General features: G+C 64.7%; 17 protein-coding genes. 7 read left to right on the top strand and 10 right to left on the bottom strand.

The window, feature by feature from the left end:
- Positions 1–11: 11 nt before the first annotated feature.
- Complete coding sequence (gene trhA / locus B384_RS0113640; protein ID WP_019483659.1) at positions 12–674, bottom strand: PAQR family membrane homeostasis protein TrhA; 663 nt, start codon at positions 672–674, stop codon at positions 12–14.
- 170 nt (positions 675–844) lie between these two features.
- Between trhA and B384_RS0113635 the strand changes: the two genes are divergently transcribed.
- Together B384_RS0113635 and B384_RS0113630 are read left to right on the top strand one after the other, a co-directional pair.
- Entirely contained in the window at positions 845–1,606 is a 762-nt protein-coding gene (locus B384_RS0113635; protein WP_156809108.1) for an isoprenyl transferase, read from the top strand.
- A gap of 347 nt (positions 1,607–1,953) precedes the next feature.
- The gene (locus tag B384_RS0113630) at positions 1,954–3,285 is read left to right on the top strand and encodes a PhoH family protein (protein WP_019483657.1); all 1,332 of its coding nucleotides are present in this window, start codon (positions 1,954–1,956) and stop codon (positions 3,283–3,285) included.
- Positions 3,286–3,323: 38 nt separating this feature from the next.
- On the opposite strand, the gene B384_RS0113625 is transcribed toward B384_RS0113630, so the two are convergent.
- Positions 3,324–4,067: a hypothetical protein gene (locus B384_RS0113625; RefSeq protein ID WP_019483656.1), complete on the bottom strand. Its 744-nt coding sequence runs from the start codon at positions 4,065–4,067 to the stop codon at positions 3,324–3,326.
- Positions 4,068–4,125: 58 nt separating this feature from the next.
- Between B384_RS0113625 and B384_RS0113620 the strand changes: the two genes are divergently transcribed.
- Positions 4,126–4,638 (top strand): prepilin peptidase, encoded by a 513-nt coding sequence (locus tag B384_RS0113620; protein ID WP_019483655.1) that lies wholly within the window; start codon positions 4,126–4,128, stop codon positions 4,636–4,638.
- Between the two features lie 4 nt (positions 4,639–4,642).
- The gene (locus tag B384_RS0113615) at positions 4,643–5,113 is read left to right on the top strand and encodes an NUDIX hydrolase (protein ID WP_019483654.1); all 471 of its coding nucleotides are present in this window, start codon (positions 4,643–4,645) and stop codon (positions 5,111–5,113) included.
- Between the two features lie 107 nt (positions 5,114–5,220).
- Here the strand turns inward: B384_RS0113615 and B384_RS0113610 are convergent, their stop codons facing one another.
- The 3 genes from B384_RS0113610 to B384_RS20660 are packed head-to-tail and all read right to left on the bottom strand — an operon-like array spanning position 5,221 to position 7,970.
- Positions 5,221–6,648: a class II fumarate hydratase gene (locus B384_RS0113610; protein WP_019483653.1), complete on the bottom strand. Its 1,428-nt coding sequence runs from the start codon at positions 6,646–6,648 to the stop codon at positions 5,221–5,223.
- A gap of 39 nt (positions 6,649–6,687) precedes the next feature.
- Positions 6,688–7,302, bottom strand: a complete 615-nt coding sequence (locus B384_RS0113605; protein ID WP_019483652.1) for a carbonic anhydrase — start codon at positions 7,300–7,302, stop codon at positions 6,688–6,690.
- A 38-nt stretch (positions 7,303–7,340) separates the two neighbouring features.
- Positions 7,341–7,970, bottom strand: coding sequence for a DUF4245 domain-containing protein (locus tag B384_RS20660; protein WP_019483651.1), 630 nt, complete (start codon positions 7,968–7,970; stop codon positions 7,341–7,343).
- Positions 7,971–8,127: 157 nt separating this feature from the next.
- Here B384_RS20660 and glpX point away from each other — a divergent pair, with 157 nt between their 5' ends.
- Both glpX and B384_RS0113590 read left to right on the top strand, forming a co-directional pair.
- Positions 8,128–9,177 carry a class II fructose-bisphosphatase gene (gene glpX / locus B384_RS0113595; RefSeq protein WP_035747578.1) on the top strand — a complete coding sequence of 350 codons (1,050 nt, stop codon included), beginning with the start codon at positions 8,128–8,130 and terminating at the stop codon, positions 9,175–9,177.
- Positions 9,178–9,217: 40 nt separating this feature from the next.
- Positions 9,218–10,249 (top strand): lipid II:glycine glycyltransferase FemX, encoded by a 1,032-nt coding sequence (locus B384_RS0113590; RefSeq protein WP_019483649.1) that lies wholly within the window; start codon positions 9,218–9,220, stop codon positions 10,247–10,249.
- 1 nt (position 10,250) lies between these two features.
- Here B384_RS0113590 and B384_RS0113585 read toward each other — a convergent pair whose 3' ends face one another.
- The 5 genes from B384_RS0113585 to B384_RS18960 form a co-directional block, all read right to left on the bottom strand.
- A complete protein-coding gene (locus tag B384_RS0113585; RefSeq protein WP_019483648.1) occupies positions 10,251–11,888 on the bottom strand; it encodes an ABC-F family ATP-binding cassette domain-containing protein in 1,638 nt (545 codons plus the stop codon).
- A 212-nt stretch (positions 11,889–12,100) separates the two neighbouring features.
- Positions 12,101–13,363 carry a mannose-6-phosphate isomerase, class I gene (manA, locus tag B384_RS0113580; RefSeq protein WP_019483647.1) on the bottom strand — a complete coding sequence of 421 codons (1,263 nt, stop codon included), beginning with the start codon at positions 13,361–13,363 and terminating at the stop codon, positions 12,101–12,103.
- Between the two features lie 15 nt (positions 13,364–13,378).
- Complete coding sequence (locus B384_RS0113575; protein ID WP_019483646.1) at positions 13,379–14,971, bottom strand: LCP family protein; 1,593 nt, start codon at positions 14,969–14,971, stop codon at positions 13,379–13,381.
- The gene (gene purE, locus B384_RS0113570; protein ID WP_019483645.1) at positions 14,968–15,471 is read right to left on the bottom strand and encodes a 5-(carboxyamino)imidazole ribonucleotide mutase; all 504 of its coding nucleotides are present in this window, start codon (positions 15,469–15,471) and stop codon (positions 14,968–14,970) included. The genes B384_RS0113575 and purE overlap by 4 nt, the downstream gene beginning before the upstream one ends.
- A gap of 23 nt (positions 15,472–15,494) precedes the next feature.
- Positions 15,495–16,676, bottom strand: a complete 1,182-nt coding sequence (locus B384_RS18960) for a 5-(carboxyamino)imidazole ribonucleotide synthase (RefSeq protein WP_083850947.1) — start codon at positions 16,674–16,676, stop codon at positions 15,495–15,497.
- Positions 16,677–16,869: 193 nt separating this feature from the next.
- Here B384_RS18960 and B384_RS18955 point away from each other — a divergent pair, with 193 nt between their 5' ends.
- Positions 16,870–17,475 (top strand): GtrA family protein, encoded by a 606-nt coding sequence (locus tag B384_RS18955; RefSeq protein WP_019483643.1) that lies wholly within the window; start codon positions 16,870–16,872, stop codon positions 17,473–17,475.
- Positions 17,476–17,594 lie beyond the last annotated feature (119 nt).

The raw sequence follows: 17,594 nt of genomic DNA, 5'->3' as shown, positions 1-17,594 counted from the left end.
GGATAAACCGGTCAAGGCCCCTGGAGTGGATTCAGGACTGCGATGACGATCGCGATGAAATGAACGGTGAAGGCGGCAATGGTGAAGGCATGAAACAGTTCATGAAAACCAAACCATCTGACACTGAAGTTGGGGCGCTTGAGCGCATAAAAGACCGCGCCGGCAATATATAGGGCGCCGCCAATGATGATGAGTACTGTCGCAGGAACGCTCGCGGCCAGGAAATCCGGCAGGTAGAAGAGGGCGCCCAGTCCCAGCGCCACATAGACGGGCACATAGAGCCAGCGTGGTGCGTTCACCCAGAGCACCCGAAACAGGACCCCAGCAATGGCGCCGGACCAGATCACCCACAGCAGGACAGCGGCCTTGTCGGGCTCCAGTAAGGCCCAGGCCAGCGGGGTGTAACTGCCGGCGATCACCAGCATGATGTTCGTGTGGTCAAGCCGCTTCAGGACCACCCTGGTTCGGTCGGTCCAGGTGCCGGTGTGATAGACGGCGCTGACGCCGAAGAGCAGCACCCCGGTCAGAGCATAGATGGCTGACGTGATCTTGCCGCCCGCCGTCGGGGCGATGGCAACGAGCACGATGCCGGCGGCCAGTGCCAGGGGGGTGGCCCCCGCATGCAGCCAGCCGCGCAACTTCGGTTTGAGGGTGCCTGGGAAGCTCGAGGTCATTGCATAATCCTAGCTGTCGACTCGCTATGTTACTCGACGGTAACCAGGCTGCGGTGAGGGATCTCGTAAACCACCCCGAGGCTGTTATCGGTGGAGCTGGTCCGTGGCGGTACCTTAGGAGTAGAGCATCAGATTGGCGACCAACGGAAGAAGGATAGGTGAACCACCCAGTGAAGTTTCCAGGATTCGCCTATAACTTTTACGAACGCAAGCTCCAGCGGTCGCTGGATCCCGAAAGGATTCCGCATCACATCGGTGTAATGGTCGACGGCAACCGGCGGTGGGCCAAGTTGGCGGGCGCTCCGACCCGGGATGGACATCAGGCCGGTGCCGACAAGATCCACGAGTTTCTGGGCTGGTGCGAGGAGCTTGGCGTCGAGGTGGTGACGCTTTACATGCTTTCCACCGACAACATGAGCCGTTCCCCCGAGGAGATAGCGCAGCTATTGGACATCATCGCCAATACCCTCGATCGGCTGGGGGAGGGCAACCGGGTACGGGTGCAACCCGTGGGGGCGCTTGAACTGCTGCCCGACAACCTCTCGGACAAGTTGTGCTCGCTGGCCACACAGACCAGGGAAATTGACGGTCTGCACGTGAATGTCGCGGTGGGCTATGGGGGACGCCGGGAAATTGTCGACGCCGTCAAAGAACTACTGCTCGCCTCGGCAGCGCAGGGGCAGTCGTTGGAAGACGTTGCCACCGGTCTCACCGACCAGCAAATTTCCTCTTTCCTGTACACCCGCGGACAACCTGACCCCGACCTGGTGATTAGGACCTCGGGAGAGCAGCGGTTGTCAGGGTTTCTGATGTGGCAGAGCGCCTACAGCGAGTTCTACTTCTGCGAAGCGCTCTGGCCCGACTTCCGCCGGGTGGATTTCCTGCGTGCGCTCCGGGATTATGGGCGGCGCCAGCGGCGATTCGGCGGCTGACGATTCAAGCGGAAGTTCACCGCGAATTATTCTTCGACACGCCGCGCCAAACTCTCGTGGGCCCGATGCCGGGCGTATTCTCGACACCATCAGGAGGCACCAGGGCCTTCTGATCGGGAGGCTACCGATGCAGCGAACAGTGCTCACCAGCACAGCGCGACGTCAGGGGAGGCCGTGCCAGGCCTCGCGGCCTCACTGTCTCACCCACCCCTTAACAAGTCGGGGATTGCACGCCCCGGAGTGGAGTCCACGTGGCCATATCTGACCCAACACAGAGTTCATTCGATTCAGGCCAGACCCTCCCCCCAGCACACGCCACCAAGGCTCGCAGTAGCACGGATGAAGAATTGATCCTTGCTGAGGCGGGCCTTTCGTCTGTTGAAAGCCTTGGTAGCCGAAGCTACGTCGTCGACACGTCGGTGCTGCTCTCGGACCCGCGCGCCATTATGCGGTTCGCCGAACATGAGGTGATCCTGCCGATCGTGGTGATCAGCGAACTGGAGGCCAAGCGTAACGACCCCGAGCTTGGCTATTTTGCGCGCAAGGCGTTGCGGTTGCTTGATGATCTGCGCGTCCAGCATCACGGCCTCAACCAGGCGATCCCTCTCGGGGAAGAGGGCGGAACGCTGCGGGTGGAGCTGAACCACATCTCGCCGGAGGTGTTACCAGCAGGATTCAGGAGCGGGGACAACGACTCGCGGATCCTCGCGGTGGCGAAGAACCTCTCCGATGAGGGCAGGAACGTCACAGTGGTGTCGAAGGACCTGCCGATGCGTGTCAAGGCATCGGCGATGGGTCTGAAAGCGGACGAGTACCGCAATGAGTTGGTGAAGGACTCGGGCTGGACCGGGGTAGCTGAGCTGGACGTCGCTGAAGCTGACGTCAACACGCTCTACGACCATCAGCCCGTGTTCCTTCCCGAAGCCGCTGAAATGCCTGCCAACACCGGTCTGGTCATGCACTCGGTCAGGGGGTCGGCGCTGGGCAGGGTGGGGGCGGACAAACAGGTGCGACTGGTGCGTGGTGATCGTGATGTGTTTGGACTCCATGGGCGGTCCGCCGAACAACGGTTGGCCATCGACCTCCTGATGGATCCCGAGGTGGGGATTGTTTCGATGGGCGGGCGAGCCGGCACCGGCAAATCGGCTCTGGCCCTGTGCGCCGGGTTGGAGGCGGTCCTGGAACGCCGCGAACACCGCAAGGTGGTGGTGTTCAGGCCGTTGTACGCCGTCGGCGGCCAGGAACTGGGCTATCTGCCCGGCAGCGAGAGCGAAAAGATGAACCCGTGGGCGCAGGCGGTCTTCGATACGCTGGGCGCGCTGGTGTCGCAGGAGGTGGTGGAGGAAGTGATGGATCGCGGAATGCTTGAGGTGCTTCCGCTAACCCATATTCGAGGGCGAAGTCTTCACGATTCGTTCGTCATCGTCGACGAAGCCCAGTCGCTGGAAAAGAACGTGCTGCTGACGGTGATGAGCAGGATTGGGCAGAACTCGCGCATTGTCCTGACTCACGACGTCGCGCAGCGTGACAATCTGCGGGTGGGGCGCCATGACGGGATCGCAGCAGTGGTGGAAACCCTCAAAGGTCACCCGCTGTTCGGCCACATCACCCTGACCAGGTCCGAGCGCTCGCCGATCGCGGCTCTCGTCACCGAGTTGCTTGAGGGCGCCGAAATCTAGTCAGTTCCCGCTGGGGGCAGGCGTCAGGCAGCAGCCGGTCAGGACACGTTCCATGGGATGTGGGCGCTGACATCGGTGAGCTGGTTATCGGAGTCAACGAAGAGATCATCAACCATGTACTCGTCCACACCGAGGATCCGCAGCCAGTGCCCACCCCCAGCGAACGCCCCGTCCAGGGCGAGGGTCGACACACAGATTCCTGTTCCGAGGTCAACTTTCACCTTGGTTCGACCACGACCGATCAGCGGGTAGCCGTCAGTGTGGGGTTTGTAGGTGAGGTTGGGGGTGGCAACGGCGCTGAGGACTGGCCGGCCCTCAAACTCCTCTTCGACGATGTTCTCCAGCTCCACCCGGTTGGCGAAGGGGGACTCGAAGGCCACCGGCGCGTCCCCAGCAAATTCGACCGGGTCCAGCATCGCGGCCCACCGCGGATCGCCGAAGGCGGGTTCACCGTACGCGGCGTCCGGGCGGCGCAGCACGAAGCCGGCGTCGTTGTAGACGGGGGTGATCAGCCGCGGGGCAAGGAGCCAGGATTTCCTGGTGGCGCTGACGTAGAGGGCGTCCCGTGAGCCGGCAGTGCCAGTGGTGCTGTGGAGGAGGACGCCGTCGTTGTCCTCAACCCGGAGCGCCGCCGGCCGACGCAGCCAGGCCTTGAGTGGCCGGGTCTCTCCCTCGGGTAGTCGCCACGCCACAGTGAAGCGCAGGGTCTCCCACTTCCAGGGGGATGACCTGCAGAGCGACCGGAAGGTGGCTGCTGGTGTTTCACTGTGAGTTGCTGACATGTCCACAGTCTAACCGCCGCCATTGGCCGGTTCGCAGGGGTCCAGTAGCTTGGATCCCATGACCGACATCCTTGCCGGGTACTTCCAGGACCGACCCGTTGCCGGGCTCCTCCTTGGACTGGGGCTGGTTGTTTTTGGCGTGGTCGGAGTCCGGCTCAGCGTTGTCGATTTCCGTAGCCATCTGCTGCCAAACCGGATTGTCTTTCCGGCTTACCCCCTCACTGGTGTGTTGCTCGGGTCCGCGGCCCTGCTGGCCAGCGACGCAGGGCGGACGCTCACCATGGTTGGCGGGGCCGCCGTGCTCTGGCTGGCGTACTTCCTGTTGCGCGTGGTGTACCCGGCGGGAATGGGATTCGGGGACGTGAAGCTCTCCGGTTGGCTGGGGCTCTACCTGGGTTTTGTGGGCTGGGGCCAACTGCTGTGGGCGACCTTCGCAGCGTTTGGGCTCGGAGCGCTCTGGGGGCTGGTCCTGATCGTCAGCCGCCGGGGCACACTCAAGTCGGCAATCCCGTTCGGGCCGTTCATGATTGCCGGAGCTGCGTTGGTCCTGGCCGTCCCCTCGCTAGGCTGATCTCATGCCTACCCCTGACTATGTCCTGTCCCTCCGCGAGAAGGTCGGGCATGAGCCCCTCTGGCTGCCCGGCGTCGGCGGCGTGGTGTTCGACGACGACGGGCGGGTGCTGCTCGGGAAGCGTTCCGACAACGGACAGTGGACGGTCATCACCGGGATGCTTGAGCCAGGTGAGGAACCGGCGGCCGGCATCGTCCGGGAGATCTTCGAAGAGACCGGCGTGCGAGCCCGGGTGGAGCACCTGATCCGGGTGGAGGTGGTGGGGCCCGTGACCTTCCCCAACGGGGACATCTGCACCTTCCTGACCACCGATTTCAGCTGCCGGTACGTGTCGGGAGAGGCCCTGGTGAACGACGACGAGTCCACCGACGTCGGCTGGTTTCCCCTCGATCAGCTCCCGGAACTGAACGAACGCCACCGTCAGCTCGTCGAGGCGGCACTGACCGCCGACGGCGTCCCCCACTTCATACGCTAGGGCGGCCAACCGGCGCAACAGAAACTGCCCTAAGGGTTAGATCCGCCGACTGCAATCGGCGAACCTGACCCTCAGGGCAGTTTCTGGCGTTCGGGGGTGGTGCTGGGCTACTGCGGAGGGCGGGTCATGGAGAGCACGTCGAGGGAGTCGTCGAGCTGCTGCTCGGTGAGCTCCCCGCGTTCCACAAACCCGAGGGCGACGACGGCCTCCCGGACCGTGAGGCCCTCGGCGACGGCCTTCTTGGCGATCTTGGCTGCGTTCTCGTAGCCGATGTATTTGTTCAGCGGGGTCACGATCGACGGCGATGCCTCGGCCAGGAATCGAGCCCGCTCCTCATTGGCGGTGATGCCGTCGATCATCTTGTCGGCCATCACACGGGTGGAGGTGCTCAGCAGCCGCACCGATTCCAGCACGTTGCGGGCGATGACCGGGATGCCGACGTTGAGCTCGAACGCTCCGTTGGTGCCGGAGATGGCCACCGTTGCGTCATTGCCCATCACCTGGGCGCACACCATGATGACTGCCTCACAGATCACCGGGTTGACCTTGCCGGGCATAATTGACGATCCCGGCTGCAGGTCGGGCAGCGCGATCTCGCCGAGGCCGGTGTTGGGCCCCGATCCCAGCCAGCGCAGGTCGTTATTGATCTTGGTCAGTGACACGGCGATGGTACGCAGCATCCCCGAGACCTCAACGAGCCCGTCACGGTTGGCCTGGGCCTCGAAGTGATCGCGTGCCTCGGTGAGGGGGAGGCCGGTGTCGCTGGCCAGCAGTTCGATGACCCGTGCAGGGAAACCGGCCGGCGTGTTGATGCCGGTGCCGACGGCCGTGCCACCCAGCGGTACCTCGGCCACCCGGGGGAGGGAAGCCTGGATGCGCTCGACGCCGTACCGCACCTGGGCGGCGTAGCCGCCAAACTCCTGGCCCAGGGTTACCGGCGTCGCATCCATCAGGTGGGTGCGACCGGACTTGACCACGGTCTTGAACTCGTCGGCTTTCCGTTCCAGCGATGCTGCGAGGTGTTCCAGTGCCGGGACCAGGTCCTTGGTCAGTGCCGACGCCGCGGCCACATGGACGGACGTTGGGAACACATCGTTGGACGACTGTGAGGCGTTGACGTGGTCGTTGGGGTGCACCGAGGTTTCGCTGCCCGCGGCGGCAAGGGCGCGGCTCGCCAGGGTGGCAATGACCTCGTTGATGTTCATGTTCGACGACGTGCCGGAACCAGTCTGGTAAATGTCGACGGGGAAGTCGCCGTCGTAGAGTCCCTGAGCCACCTCTTCAGCTGCGGCCTCGATGGCACGGGCGCGCTCGTCGTCGAGCACTCCCAGCTCGGCGTTGGCGGTCGCCGCAGCCTTCTTGATGCGGGCCAGCGCTTCGATGTGCGCGCGCTCGAGGCGGGTGCCGGAGATGGGGAAGTTTTCCACCGCGCGTTGGGTCTGGGCGCGGTAGAGCGCGTTGACCGGAACCCGGACCTCGCCCATCGTGTCGTGTTCAATACGGAATTCGGCGTCGGATCCAGGCGATTGAGTCATGCGCCAATTCTCGCCGGTGGGGCTACAAGGCACCAAATCCTACAAGGCACCAAATCCGGAAACGATCTCAGCCTTGCCGTCCTCAAGCCGGTAGGTGACACCTATCACGGCTGTGGTGTCGTTCTCGACGGCGTCGGCGATGACCCGCGAGGAATCGACCATGCGTTTGGAGGTCTGTTTGATGTGCTCAACGACCGTCGCGTTGATGTCCGTAACCCCGTTGCGTCGGGACGTGAGGACGGAGGGAGTGATCCGTTCCACCAGTTCGCGCAGGAAACCGGCGGGCATCTCCCCGGAGTCGATTGCGTCAATGGTCGCCGAGACGGCTCCGCAGCGGTCATGCCCAAGGACCACGATCAGCGGAACATTCAGCACGCTCACACTGAACTCCAGGGATCCCAGCACCGCGTCGTCGATGACCTGCCCCGCGGTGCGCACCACGAAGATGTCGCCGAGACCGAGGTCGAAAATGATCTCGGCGGCCAGCCGGGAATCCGAACAGCCGAAGATGACTGCAAAGGGGTGCTGGGTGTCAACCAAAGAGGCACGATGCAGCGCGTCCTGATTCGGGTGCGAGGAGCTGCCCGAAACAAAACGCAGGTTTCCGTCACGGAGGCGGGACCAGGCATCAACGGGGGTCAGTTCGTTATCCACGGCACAACCTTACGCCGGTTCCAGCCCACGATTGGACTCTAAGACGCGGCTAGATCGTCGAGGATTGCAGCGCCGAGTACGTCGAATTCAGCGAGATCGGCGGTACCGTTCAGAATCAGGGTGTACTCACCGGTCTCTGCGGTGAGGAAGGTGTCACCCGACGAACTGTCCAGCAGTTCCCAGTCGAGGGTGTCGATGGTGCGTTGGCCCGACACCTGGGCGCCGTCGAGCCGCTGCGCCGTCCAGGTGGGGTTGGCGTTGTCGGTCTGGGTGAGCTGGATGAACTGCCGCTCGGGGGTGAGGTAGCCCACCTCCCAGAAGGGGACGCCGTCGCTGCCGCCGGTGTTCCAGCGGGCGAAGTTCGAGGTCCACCCTGCCGGCAGGTCGGGTGCCAGTGGAACATAGCCGGCAATATCCGCTGCCTCGGACGACACGTTCGGTACATCAATATCCCGGGCATAGGTCTCGGCCGTGTGGGTGGGATTGAACAGCAACACCGGCAGCACCAAACCGAAGGTCGCCGCAATTGCGATCAGCATGCCGACGACTGTCGAGTTGGCGCGCTTCGCCTGCTTCGGCGTCAATACCGGCGTGACTGGCGGTCCAGTGTCGGGGCGCGCGTCGCCGTCGGTGGGGTGCTCTGTCGATCCGGGCTGGGGGGTGCTCACACATCTATTTTCCACCACTTGCGGGTGCGCACCTATTCGGGCCCCGCCGTCTCGTATCGTCGTCACGCATAGTGCAGGCAGACCAGCGGCCACTATGATTGCGGCAGGGGATAAGTCCCGCAGCTTTCGCCAGCAATGGCACAGCACCGCTTCGACGATGAGGATTGACGTGTCCAACAACGCCAAATCAGCCCAGTATTCAACGCTCTCCCGCTCGCTGGCGGTCGGCGACGACGAGCCGGACCGCAACCTCGCCCTGGAACTGGTCCGTGTGACCGAAGCTGCGGCCATCGCCGGTGGCCATTGGGTTGGGTACGGCGACAAGCTCAAAGCGGATGGTGCAGCAGTCGACGCCATGCGCTCCCTCCTGTCAACGGTCCACTTCAACGGCGTCGTGGTCATCGGCGAGGGGGAGAAGGACGAAGCCCCCATGTTGTTCAACGGCGAGCGGGTCGGGGACGGTAGCGGCCCCGAGTGCGACGTCGCTGTCGACCCGATCGATGGCACCCGCCTCACCGCGCTCGGCATCAACAATGCGATTGCGGTGCTTGCGGTCGCCGAGCGCGGCACCATGTTTGACCCTTCCGCCGTGTTCTACATGGAGAAGCTGGTTACTGGCCCGGAGGCCGCCGACATGGTTGATCTGCGCCTCCCCGTCAAGCAGAACCTGCACCTGATCGCCAAAGCCAAGGGCAAGTCGGTCAACCAGGTGACAGTGATGATTCTGGACCGCGACCGCCACCGTCCCCTGGTCGACGAAATCCGTGCCGCCGGTGCGCGCACCAAGTTCATCATGGACGGCGACGTGGCCGGAGCCATTGCGGCAGCCCGTGAGGGCACCGACGTCGACGCCCTGATGGGTATCGGCGGCACCCCCGAGGGCATCGTCGCTGCCTGCGCCATCAAATCGCTGGGCGGAGTGATCCAGGGCCGGTTGTGGCCCACCAGCGATGAGGAAAAACAGAAGGCCATCGACGCCGGTCACGACCTTGATCGGGTGATGTCCACCTCAGACCTGGTAACCAGTGACAACTGCTACTTCGCTGCCACCGGCATCACCGACGGCGATCTGGTGCGCGGTGTCCGTTACAACAAGGGTAAAGTCCTGACCCAGTCCATCGTGATGCGGTCCAAGTCGGGAACCATCCGCGTGGTCGACGGCGAGCACCAGGCCCACAAGTGGGAAAGCTACGCGCGTCTGAAGTAGGACGCCCGGCGGGTTCTCGATCAGCGCTAGGGTTGAGGGCATGACCCTTACTGTTGTGCAATGCGTCGACGAGTCCCGGTGGGACTCCGCTGTGAATGAGCTGCTGGGGCACCCCCAGCAGCTCTGGGGCTGGGGCAAGACCAAGGCCGCCCACGGGTGGACCGTTGACCGGGTGCTGATGCAGGACGACGGCGTACTGGTGGGCTGCGCACAGGTGCTGCTCCGCAAGCTTCCCGTGCCGTTCAGGTCCCTGGCGTACTGCCCGCGCGGGCCACAGACAGTGCCGGGGCGCGAGGCCGACGTGCTGGGCGCGCTGGAAGTCTATGTCCGCCAGGCGCACCGGCCAGTGGCGTTGAGCATCGAACCCGACTGGGATGCCGATGCGGCTCCCGCCATGGCACTGCCGGCAGCCGGGTGGCGCAGCACCGCGAACACCATCCTGATCGGCCGTACCCTCATCCTCGACCTCACCCTCAGCGAGGATGAGCTGCTCGCCGGGATGAGTAAAAAGCACCGACAGTACATCAGGAAGTCCGGCCGGGAGGACCTCGAGTACCGGGAGGTGACCCGCGCGGAGTTGCCCCGGTGCCTTGCCGTCTATCGCCAGACTGCCGAGCGGGCGGGGTTCGGCATCCACGAGGATCCCTACTATCTGGACATCTACGACAACCTTGGCAGCGCGTCGCCGGTGATCGCCGCCTTCCAGGGCGACGACGTCGTCGCGTTCCTCTGGCTGTCCGCCAGCGATCACACGGTCTTCGAACTCTATGGGGGGATGACTCCCGAGGGGGAACAGTTGCGCGCCAACTATGCCCTGAAGTGGTTGGCAATCCAGTCCATGAAGGAGCGCGGCGCGGTGCGCTACGACTTCAACGGGCTGCTCAACGACGGAGTATCCAAGTTCAAGATGGGCTGGGCCAAGCACGAGAACCAGCTGGCCGGAACCTGGGACAAGCCGCTCTCGCCCCTCTACCCCCTGTATTCCCGGGCAATGCCGTTGGCCCGGGACGGAGTGCGCCTCGCTCAGGCCACTGCAGCGAAGCTGAAGGCGAAGCTGCCCGGACGCTCCTAGGCTAGTTGGCGGTGACCTGACCGTCGGCCACGGCCCAGCGGGAGTCCAGCCTGACATTCTCGAGCAGGCGGCGGTCATGGGAGACCAGGAGCAGCGCACCATCGTAGTTCTCGAGTGCTCCCTCCAGCTGTTCAATGGCCGGCAGGTCGAGATGGTTGGTGGGCTCGTCAAGCACCAGCAGGTTCACTCCGCGGGACTGCAGGAGGGCCAGCGCAGCACGGGTGCGCTCCCCGGGGGAGAGGCTGCCCACGGTACCGCTGACCTGGTCGGCCTTGAGCCCGAACTTGGCCAGCAAGGTGCGGACCTCAGCCCGGTTGAGGCTCGGGACCAGCGCTTCAAACGCATCACCCAACGGTTCGGACTCCGCAAACACGCCGCGGGCTTGATCAATCTCTCCCACTGCGACGCTCGCGCCCAGCCCGGCGCCGCCGTCGTCGGGCACCAACTGACCCAGCAGCAGGGCCAGCAGGGTGGATTTCCCCGCACCGTTCGGCCCGGTAATCCCAATCCGGTCCCCGGCATTGACCTGCAGCGTGACCGGCCCTAGAGTGAACCCGCCGCGGCTGACGACCGCGCGGTTGAGGGTTGCCACCACCGAGCTGGAGCGCGGGGCGGAGCCGATGCTGAACTGCAGCTGCCATTCCTTGCGCGGTTCGGCCACCTCGTCGAGGCGGGAAATCCGCGATTCCATCTGCCGGACCTTTTGCGCCTGCTTCTCCGAGGATTCCATGCTCGCGCGCCGGCGAATCTTGTCATTGTCCGGGCTCTTCTTCATCGCGTTGCGGACGCCCTGGGAACTCCACTCCCGCTGGGTGCGGGCGCGGGAGACAAGGTCGGACTTCTTGTCGGCGAACTCCTCGTAGGCTTCCCGCGCATGACGTTTCGCGACGGCGCGTTCCTCAAGATACGCGTCGTACCCGCCGTCGTAGACGGCAACACTGCCCTGGGCCAGGTCAAGTTCCACCACCGTGGTGATGCAGCGGGCCAGGAACTCGCGGTCGTGCGAGACCAGGACAACGCCGCCCCGCAGGCCCCGTACAAACTCCTCCAGGCGCGCAAGGCCAGCCAGATCCAGGTCATTGGTGGGCTCGTCGAGGAGCACGATGTCGAAGCGGCTGAGCAGCAGCGCCGCCAGCGCCACCCGGGCAGCCTGCCCGCCTGAGAGACCGGTCATCGGGGTGTCAGGTCCGAGCGTCAGGCCAAGCTCAGCCAGTACCTGGGGGACGCGCTCGGCGAGATCGGTGGCCCCACACGCCATCCAATGGTCGAGGACGGCCCCATAAGTGTCATTGGCTGCCTGGGTTCCGGAGGCCAGTTCGTCGGCGGCGGCTTCCATCGCCGCGGTGGCCGCCGTCGTTCCCGTCCGCCGACCGAGGTAGCCCCCGATGGTCTCGCCCGGAAGTCGTTCCTGCTCCTGCGGTAACCATCCGACAAACGCATCAGTGGGGGTGGTGGTCACGGTGCCGCCGAGCGGGTCGTCGGCGCCGGCGAGGAGCCGGAGCAGCGTCGACTTGCCCGCACCATTGGCGCCGACGACGCCGACGACGTCACCCGGTGCCACCGTCAGATTCAGGCCGGAGAAAAGAGTGCGGTGGGCGTGGCCTCCGGAGAGGTCCTTCGCCACGAGGGAAGCAGTCACCCATCTATCTTAGAGACTCGGGCTGCAAGGGGCTGCGCTGCACTCCTGCCCAGCAGGCCCGGCCGCCCCCGGACCCCAGAAAAGTGGCTGGGGTGCACTCCGGCCCGCAGATAAGTGGCTGGGCTGCAGATAAGTGGTGGGCCGACCACTCAGATGCGGGGAGGCCGCTTTTCTGCGCCCCGGAGCCGGTGCAAGGTCCCAGGTGGTGGAGCTCAGCCGGCGAGAGTCACCGCGAAGGCGAGGGCGCCGTCGTCGTCCTGATCGGTGTCGGGCCCGGTACCGGCGGCGAGCTTGACCATGACGGGAGCCTCGTTGGCCGGGACGAAGGCACTGGAACCGCGAGGCACGAGCAGGTCGCCGCGAGGGGAGTCAAGGACGATGCTGCCCGAGACGGCCAGCACCAACACCGGACCGTTCTGGGCCAGGGGTACATCAGCGGAAGCCATTGAATCCGACCCGGCGCGGAGCTCAAGGCGTTGCAGGGCAAATTCATCGAACGGCGGGCAGTACAGTTCCTGGCCAAGCCCCGTGTGCCGGACCTCGACGGCCGGCACGCTGACCGATTCGAAGCGCACCGTCTTCAGCAACTCGGGAACGTCAACGTGTTTCGGGGTCAGCCCACCCCGCAGCACGTTATCCGAGGCAGCCATCACCTCAATCCCCAGGCCGCTGAGGTAGGCGTGGACGTTCCCCGCCGGAAGGTAGATGGCCTGACCGGGATCCAACGACACCCGGTTCAACAGCAGGGCGACGAGGACGCCGGGGTCGCCTGGATAATGGTCGGTGAGTTCGCGCACGGTCGCGGCGTCCCGGCCGGGTACCGATGCCAGCGCCGTCGCGACTGACTCGGCGGCCTGGGTTGCATCGGCCGCGCTCAGCAGACGGGTGAAGGCGCCACGGAGGGCCTCCCGCTGATCCGCTCCCCTGAGGTCGCTGACGACGTCGGCGAGTAGCGCGGGCGCGCTGGCCCCGGTTGCCTCGACAGCTGAGATCAACCGCTCGAACACGTCAGCGGCTTCGGACACGGGCCGGAACCCGCACAGAGCCTCAAACGGGGTGAGCGCGAAAATCATCTCGGGTTTGTGGAACCCATCCCGGTAATTGCGGTGCGGAGCGTCGGCGGGTATGCCGGCAGCGTTCTCAGCCGCAAACCCGGCCGCAGCTTGGGTGCTGCTCGGGTGGACCTGGAGGGACAGCGGCGCCGCGGCGGCGAGGACCTTCAGCAGGAATGGCAGCCGGTCACCGAAACGCTGCACGGCTTCGTTGCCAAGCGCCCGCTCCGGGTCGGAGGCGATCAACTGGTCCAGGTGCTGGCGGGTACCGTCCTCCAGCACCACCTGGGAGGGTGAGTCTGGGTGGGCTCCCACCCAGAGTTCAGCTTCGGGACCCCCCGAGGGGACCCGGCCGAGCAGCTCAGCGATAGCCGTCTCGGAGCCCCAGGCGTAGGGCCGCAGCGTGTTCTCCAGCAGGTACATGGCTGACTCGTTTCCTTAGGCGGGACTGCATTCCCCGTTGTTGTCCAACAGGGTGCTGAGGGTTGCAACATCCCCGATGGTGGCCAGCTGCTGCAGGTACTCTTCAGTGATTTCCGGTGCGGTAACCTGCGCGGGGACGATGGTTGGTTCCGCCGGTTTGAAGACCGACACCGCTGTGGCTGCCTGCAGTTCAGCTGGGACGGGTGCGTCTGCTGCCGGTTCGGCCCCGGTGGTTTCCGCCAGGGTCTGCTGCACCCGCTGATGGATTTCCTCGAACACCGGATAGGTGACGAAGTTGTCTGCGGCCGTGCCGAAGTCGGGTGGGCCGATAGTCAGGCGACGGGTTTCGTGGTTCTTCGCTTTCAGGGCAAGGTCGACGAAGCTCCCCAACTGGTCCAGGGGGATGTCGGTTTCGACGATGTCAGCGCCGGCACTGGCCAGATCCTCGAACCGGGTAAGGACGGTCGCCGGATCCAGTTGGGCGATCATGGCCTGCTGGACGCACTGCTGGCGGGCGATGCGGTGATAATCGGTGACGAACTCCCGGGATCGTGCGTACCAGAGCGCGTGGTACCCATCGAGGGTCTGCACGCCGGGGGCAATCCACCCGGAGGGCGGATAGTGCCGGATCGGGTTGGTGCCGGGGATCTCTGCGGCGGTGATCGGAACCCACCCGCCAGCGTCGATGGTGATTCCGCCCATGGCGTCGATGACCTGGGAGAAGCCTTCCATGTCGACCAGGATGTAGGCCTGTACCTCGATCCCCAGGATGCCGCCGGCGGCATCCATCATCGCTTCCGCTCCCGGATCGTCGGACTCCGGGTAGAGGTCGGCATGGTCCTGGGCGACTATCGGGTAAAGGCTGTTAATAATGCATTCATCGCCGCAGTTGTACCCGTCCGGGTAGATCTGCCACAGGGGGGAATCCTCGGTGAACGGGGCATTCTGGAAGTTGCGGGGGATGCTGAAGGTCACTGTGGCCCCGGAAGACGCATCGACGCTGATCACCGAAATGCTGTCGGGCCGGCGTCCGGTCCGGTCCTCACCGGCGTCGCCGCCCATCAGCAGGAAGTTGTACCGCCCATCAACCGGATCGAATGCGGGCCCGGCCTGAAAGATGGAGCCGAAGGTGCCACGGCTCACATTGAGCAGATACGCGCCGTAGGCAAGGGATCCGCTGGTAACCACCATCAGTGCCACCAATGATCCGGCGACAACCGGACGCATGGATCGCTCCAGCAGAGGGGGCCTGATAATCCGCAGGGTATTCAGGAAGAGAATGGCCCAGGACACGGCAAGTACCAGCAACACGATAATCAGGGCGAGTGACCACCACTGGTGGGTCACCGCGCTCACCAGTGCCGTCCGGTTGGTGACCGCGATAACGATAGCGGCCAACACCGCCAGCCAGACCGCGAAGGTCACCAGAAGCGCCCGCCGGCCCAAGCCCCGATCGCCGGCGACAATCTGCGCCGAGCCAGGAAGAACCAGGGTCAGCAACAGCAGGACGAAGGCGCGTTTGGTGCGGACCCTGGGTGTCGCTGACTCCGGGTAGCGAACCGGGTCGGTGAGCAACCATTGCCCCTCCGGGTCGGAAGCCTGGCTCATACGCCGCTCTCCTCGGGCAGGGTCGCTCGCGCCCGAAGGGCCGCACCCTTTTGAACGGCGGTCTCCCGCAAGCCGGCCGCAAAATCGACGAGCTCGCCCCGGAGGCGTTGCGCCAGGCTGTCCTCGCCGGCCGCAAGCATCCGCACGGCGAGCAGCCCAGCGTTGCGGGCACCACCAATTGAGACGGCGGCAACTGGCACTCCGGCAGGCATCTGAACGATCGACAGGAGGGAATCCATTCCGTCGAGGTACTTCAGCGGTACCGGCACGCCAATCACCGGCAGCACGGTCACCGAGGCCAGCATTCCGGGCAGGTGCGCGGCGCCGCCCGCGCCGGCGATGATGACCCGCAGGCCCCGTTCCTGTGCCTGTTGCCCGTACGCGATCATTTCGGTGGGCATCCGGTGGGCTGAGACGACGTCGGCCTCGAAGGCGACCCCGAATTCGGTCAGGGCCTGCGCCGCCGCCTCCATGACCGGCCAGTCCGAATCCGACCCCATGACGAGCCCTACCAACGGATTATTCACGCGTTTTCCTTCCGGGTCTTTGAACTGGCGGGCCCATTCCGGAGAATAGCCGCAGTTCGCTCCGCCCGGTTCCGGACGGTTTCGAGGCTTTCGCCTGCCAGAGCCACTGCATTGACGTGGCCGATCTTGCGGCCGGGCCTCACATCCTTGCCGTAGGAATGAATCTTCGCAGCTGGTTCAGCCGCCAGGGCCGCGGGATAGGCGCTAAAGAGATCAACGTTGTCGCCACCGAGATAGTTCTTCATCACTGTCACGGTACCCAGCGTTCGGGTGTCGCCCAGGGGCAGGTCAAGGACCGCGCGAAGATGCTGCTCGAATTGTCCGGTGACTGAGCCGTCCATGGTCCAGTGGCCGGAGTTGTGCGGGCGCATGGCCAGCTCATTCACCATAAAGCCGGTATCGGTGCCCGGGGTCTGGAAAAGTTCGACCGCCATTACTCCGGTCACCCCCAACTCATCGGCGATTCTGAGCGCGGCCGCACCGATCGACGCCGCAAGGTCCGCGGGGAGGTCGGCAGCGGGCGCGATTACTTCATCGCAGACCCCGTCCACCTGGATCGAGTGAACGACCGGCCAGGCCCGGGAGGCCCCTGACGGGGTGCGGGCCACCAGGGCCGACAGCTCACGGCTGAACTCGACCTTGGCTTCGGCGAGCAGCGGGCTGCCCTGGAACCACGCGGCGGCGCGGCCGGCGTCGGCCGGTGTGTCGAGCACCATGACGCCCTTACCGTCGTACCCACCGCGGGGGGTCTTCAGGACCACAGGCCACCCAATCCGGTCCCCGAAAGCGCACAGTTCCTCGACCGAAGAGACCTCAGCCCACTCAGGATTCGGGAGCCCCATCCGGTCGATGGCGCGGCGCATCACAATTTTGTCCTGTGCGTGGGCGAGGGCCTCGGGCTGCGGTTGCACGTTGACGCCGTCGGACTGCAGCGCCCTGAGCAGGTCGCCGGGGACGTGTTCGTGGTCGAAGGTCAGCACATCCACACCGCTGGCAAAGTCCCGGAGATCGTCGAGGTTGCGGTAGTCACCAATGGTCGAGGAGGCGACAGCGGCTACCGCCGAGACGTCAGGGCCTTCGGCAAGGACACGGAGGGTGAAGCCGAGCTGAACAGCGGCGGGGGCCATCATTCGGGCTAACTGGCCGCCGCCAACTACGCCTATTACTGGGAAAGTCACGTATTCAGGGTACCCACTGCTCGGCGGTGCGCTGGTATGCGAAGCCTGCGCCGGGAGGGTTTCTAGGAATCTCCCATGCTTGACGGCTAAAATAACTCACTGGCCGTTATGCATGGAGCATGGTGGTACTTCATTCACGATTGCATGTCCGCGATCAAGGTGAACCAGTCATGCAACCGGACCGCGGAGGGTCATGTTTTCCAGAGTGGCAGAGCGTATCAGGGGCCTAGCCTCCCTGTTCTGGCGAGAGGTCGCCAAGTTTGGTGCTGTTGGCGGTGTGGCGTTTGTGATCGACAACGGACTGTTCTGGTACCTGATCCACGGCCCCATGGCCGACAGCGAGGTCAAGGCGCGTTTCGTCTCCGCGTCAGTCGCTACCGTTTTCTCCTGGATCGCCAACCGTTACTGGACCTTCAGGCGCCGCAGGCAGGCCAACCCGATGCGCGAACTGACCATGTTCGTGTTCATCAACGTCATCGGGATGGGAATCGCGGCGGGCTGTGTCTGGATCGCCAAGTATCCGCTCGACATCACTGACCGACCCACCCTGTTCTTTGCCGGGATCGTCGGCACGGTGCTCGCCACGATCCTGCGCTTCGTCGCCTACCGGTTCTGGGTGTTCAACGTCGAACTCGACGAGGACCCCGCCTTCAGCCACGACCGTGAACTCTTCGGTCACCCCGACGAGAGAAGCACTGATGGGCAAGTGAGCGAGACAAGCGGCGCTCCGGCGGGACCCAGGATTGTCGATTCGCTGGACAGCCCGTCGGGGGACCCTACCCTCCCACGCGATCAGTAACGCGCTCGCTAGCCAGCAGTTTCTCGGTCAGTTCGACACCCGGGTCGACGACGATCAAGGTGCCCCCGGTGGTCCAGCAGTGCACTGCTGCGGCCAGAGCCGTCTCGAGCGGCAGGTCC

Source organism: Arthrobacter sp. TB 23, assembly GCF_000294595.1.
Lineage (GTDB): Bacteria > Actinomycetota > Actinomycetes > Actinomycetales > Micrococcaceae > Arthrobacter_D.
The sequence above is the reverse complement of the archived record's forward strand: the minus strand, read 5'-3'. Positions and strand labels throughout refer to the sequence as shown.

What these genes read in the sequence shown, in the direction of transcription:
- glpX (WP_035747578.1), top strand. Translation starts at nt 8,128, where the DNA reads ATGAGGATTGACGTGTCCAACAACGCCAAATCAGCCCAGTATTCAACG.
- B384_RS0113610 (WP_019483653.1), bottom strand. Translation starts at nt 6,648, where the DNA reads ATGACTCAATCGCCTGGATCCGACGCCGAATTCCGTATTGAACACGAC.
- B384_RS0113625 (WP_019483656.1), bottom strand. Translation starts at nt 4,067, where the DNA reads ATGTCAGCAACTCACAGTGAAACACCAGCAGCCACCTTCCGGTCGCTC.
- B384_RS18955 (WP_019483643.1), top strand. Translation starts at nt 16,870, where the DNA reads ATGTTTTCCAGAGTGGCAGAGCGTATCAGGGGCCTAGCCTCCCTGTTC.
- trhA (WP_019483659.1), bottom strand. Translation starts at nt 674, where the DNA reads ATGACCTCGAGCTTCCCAGGCACCCTCAAACCGAAGTTGCGCGGCTGG.
- B384_RS0113575 (WP_019483646.1), bottom strand. Translation starts at nt 14,971, where the DNA reads ATGAGCCAGGCTTCCGACCCGGAGGGGCAATGGTTGCTCACCGACCCG.
- purE (WP_019483645.1), bottom strand. Translation starts at nt 15,471, where the DNA reads ATGGGGTCGGATTCGGACTGGCCGGTCATGGAGGCGGCGGCGCAGGCC.
- manA (WP_019483647.1), bottom strand. Translation starts at nt 13,363, where the DNA reads ATGTACCTGCTGGAGAACACGCTGCGGCCCTACGCCTGGGGCTCCGAG.
- B384_RS0113620 (WP_019483655.1), top strand. Translation starts at nt 4,126, where the DNA reads ATGACCGACATCCTTGCCGGGTACTTCCAGGACCGACCCGTTGCCGGG.
- B384_RS0113590 (WP_019483649.1), top strand. Translation starts at nt 9,218, where the DNA reads ATGACCCTTACTGTTGTGCAATGCGTCGACGAGTCCCGGTGGGACTCC.
- B384_RS0113615 (WP_019483654.1), top strand. Translation starts at nt 4,643, where the DNA reads ATGCCTACCCCTGACTATGTCCTGTCCCTCCGCGAGAAGGTCGGGCAT.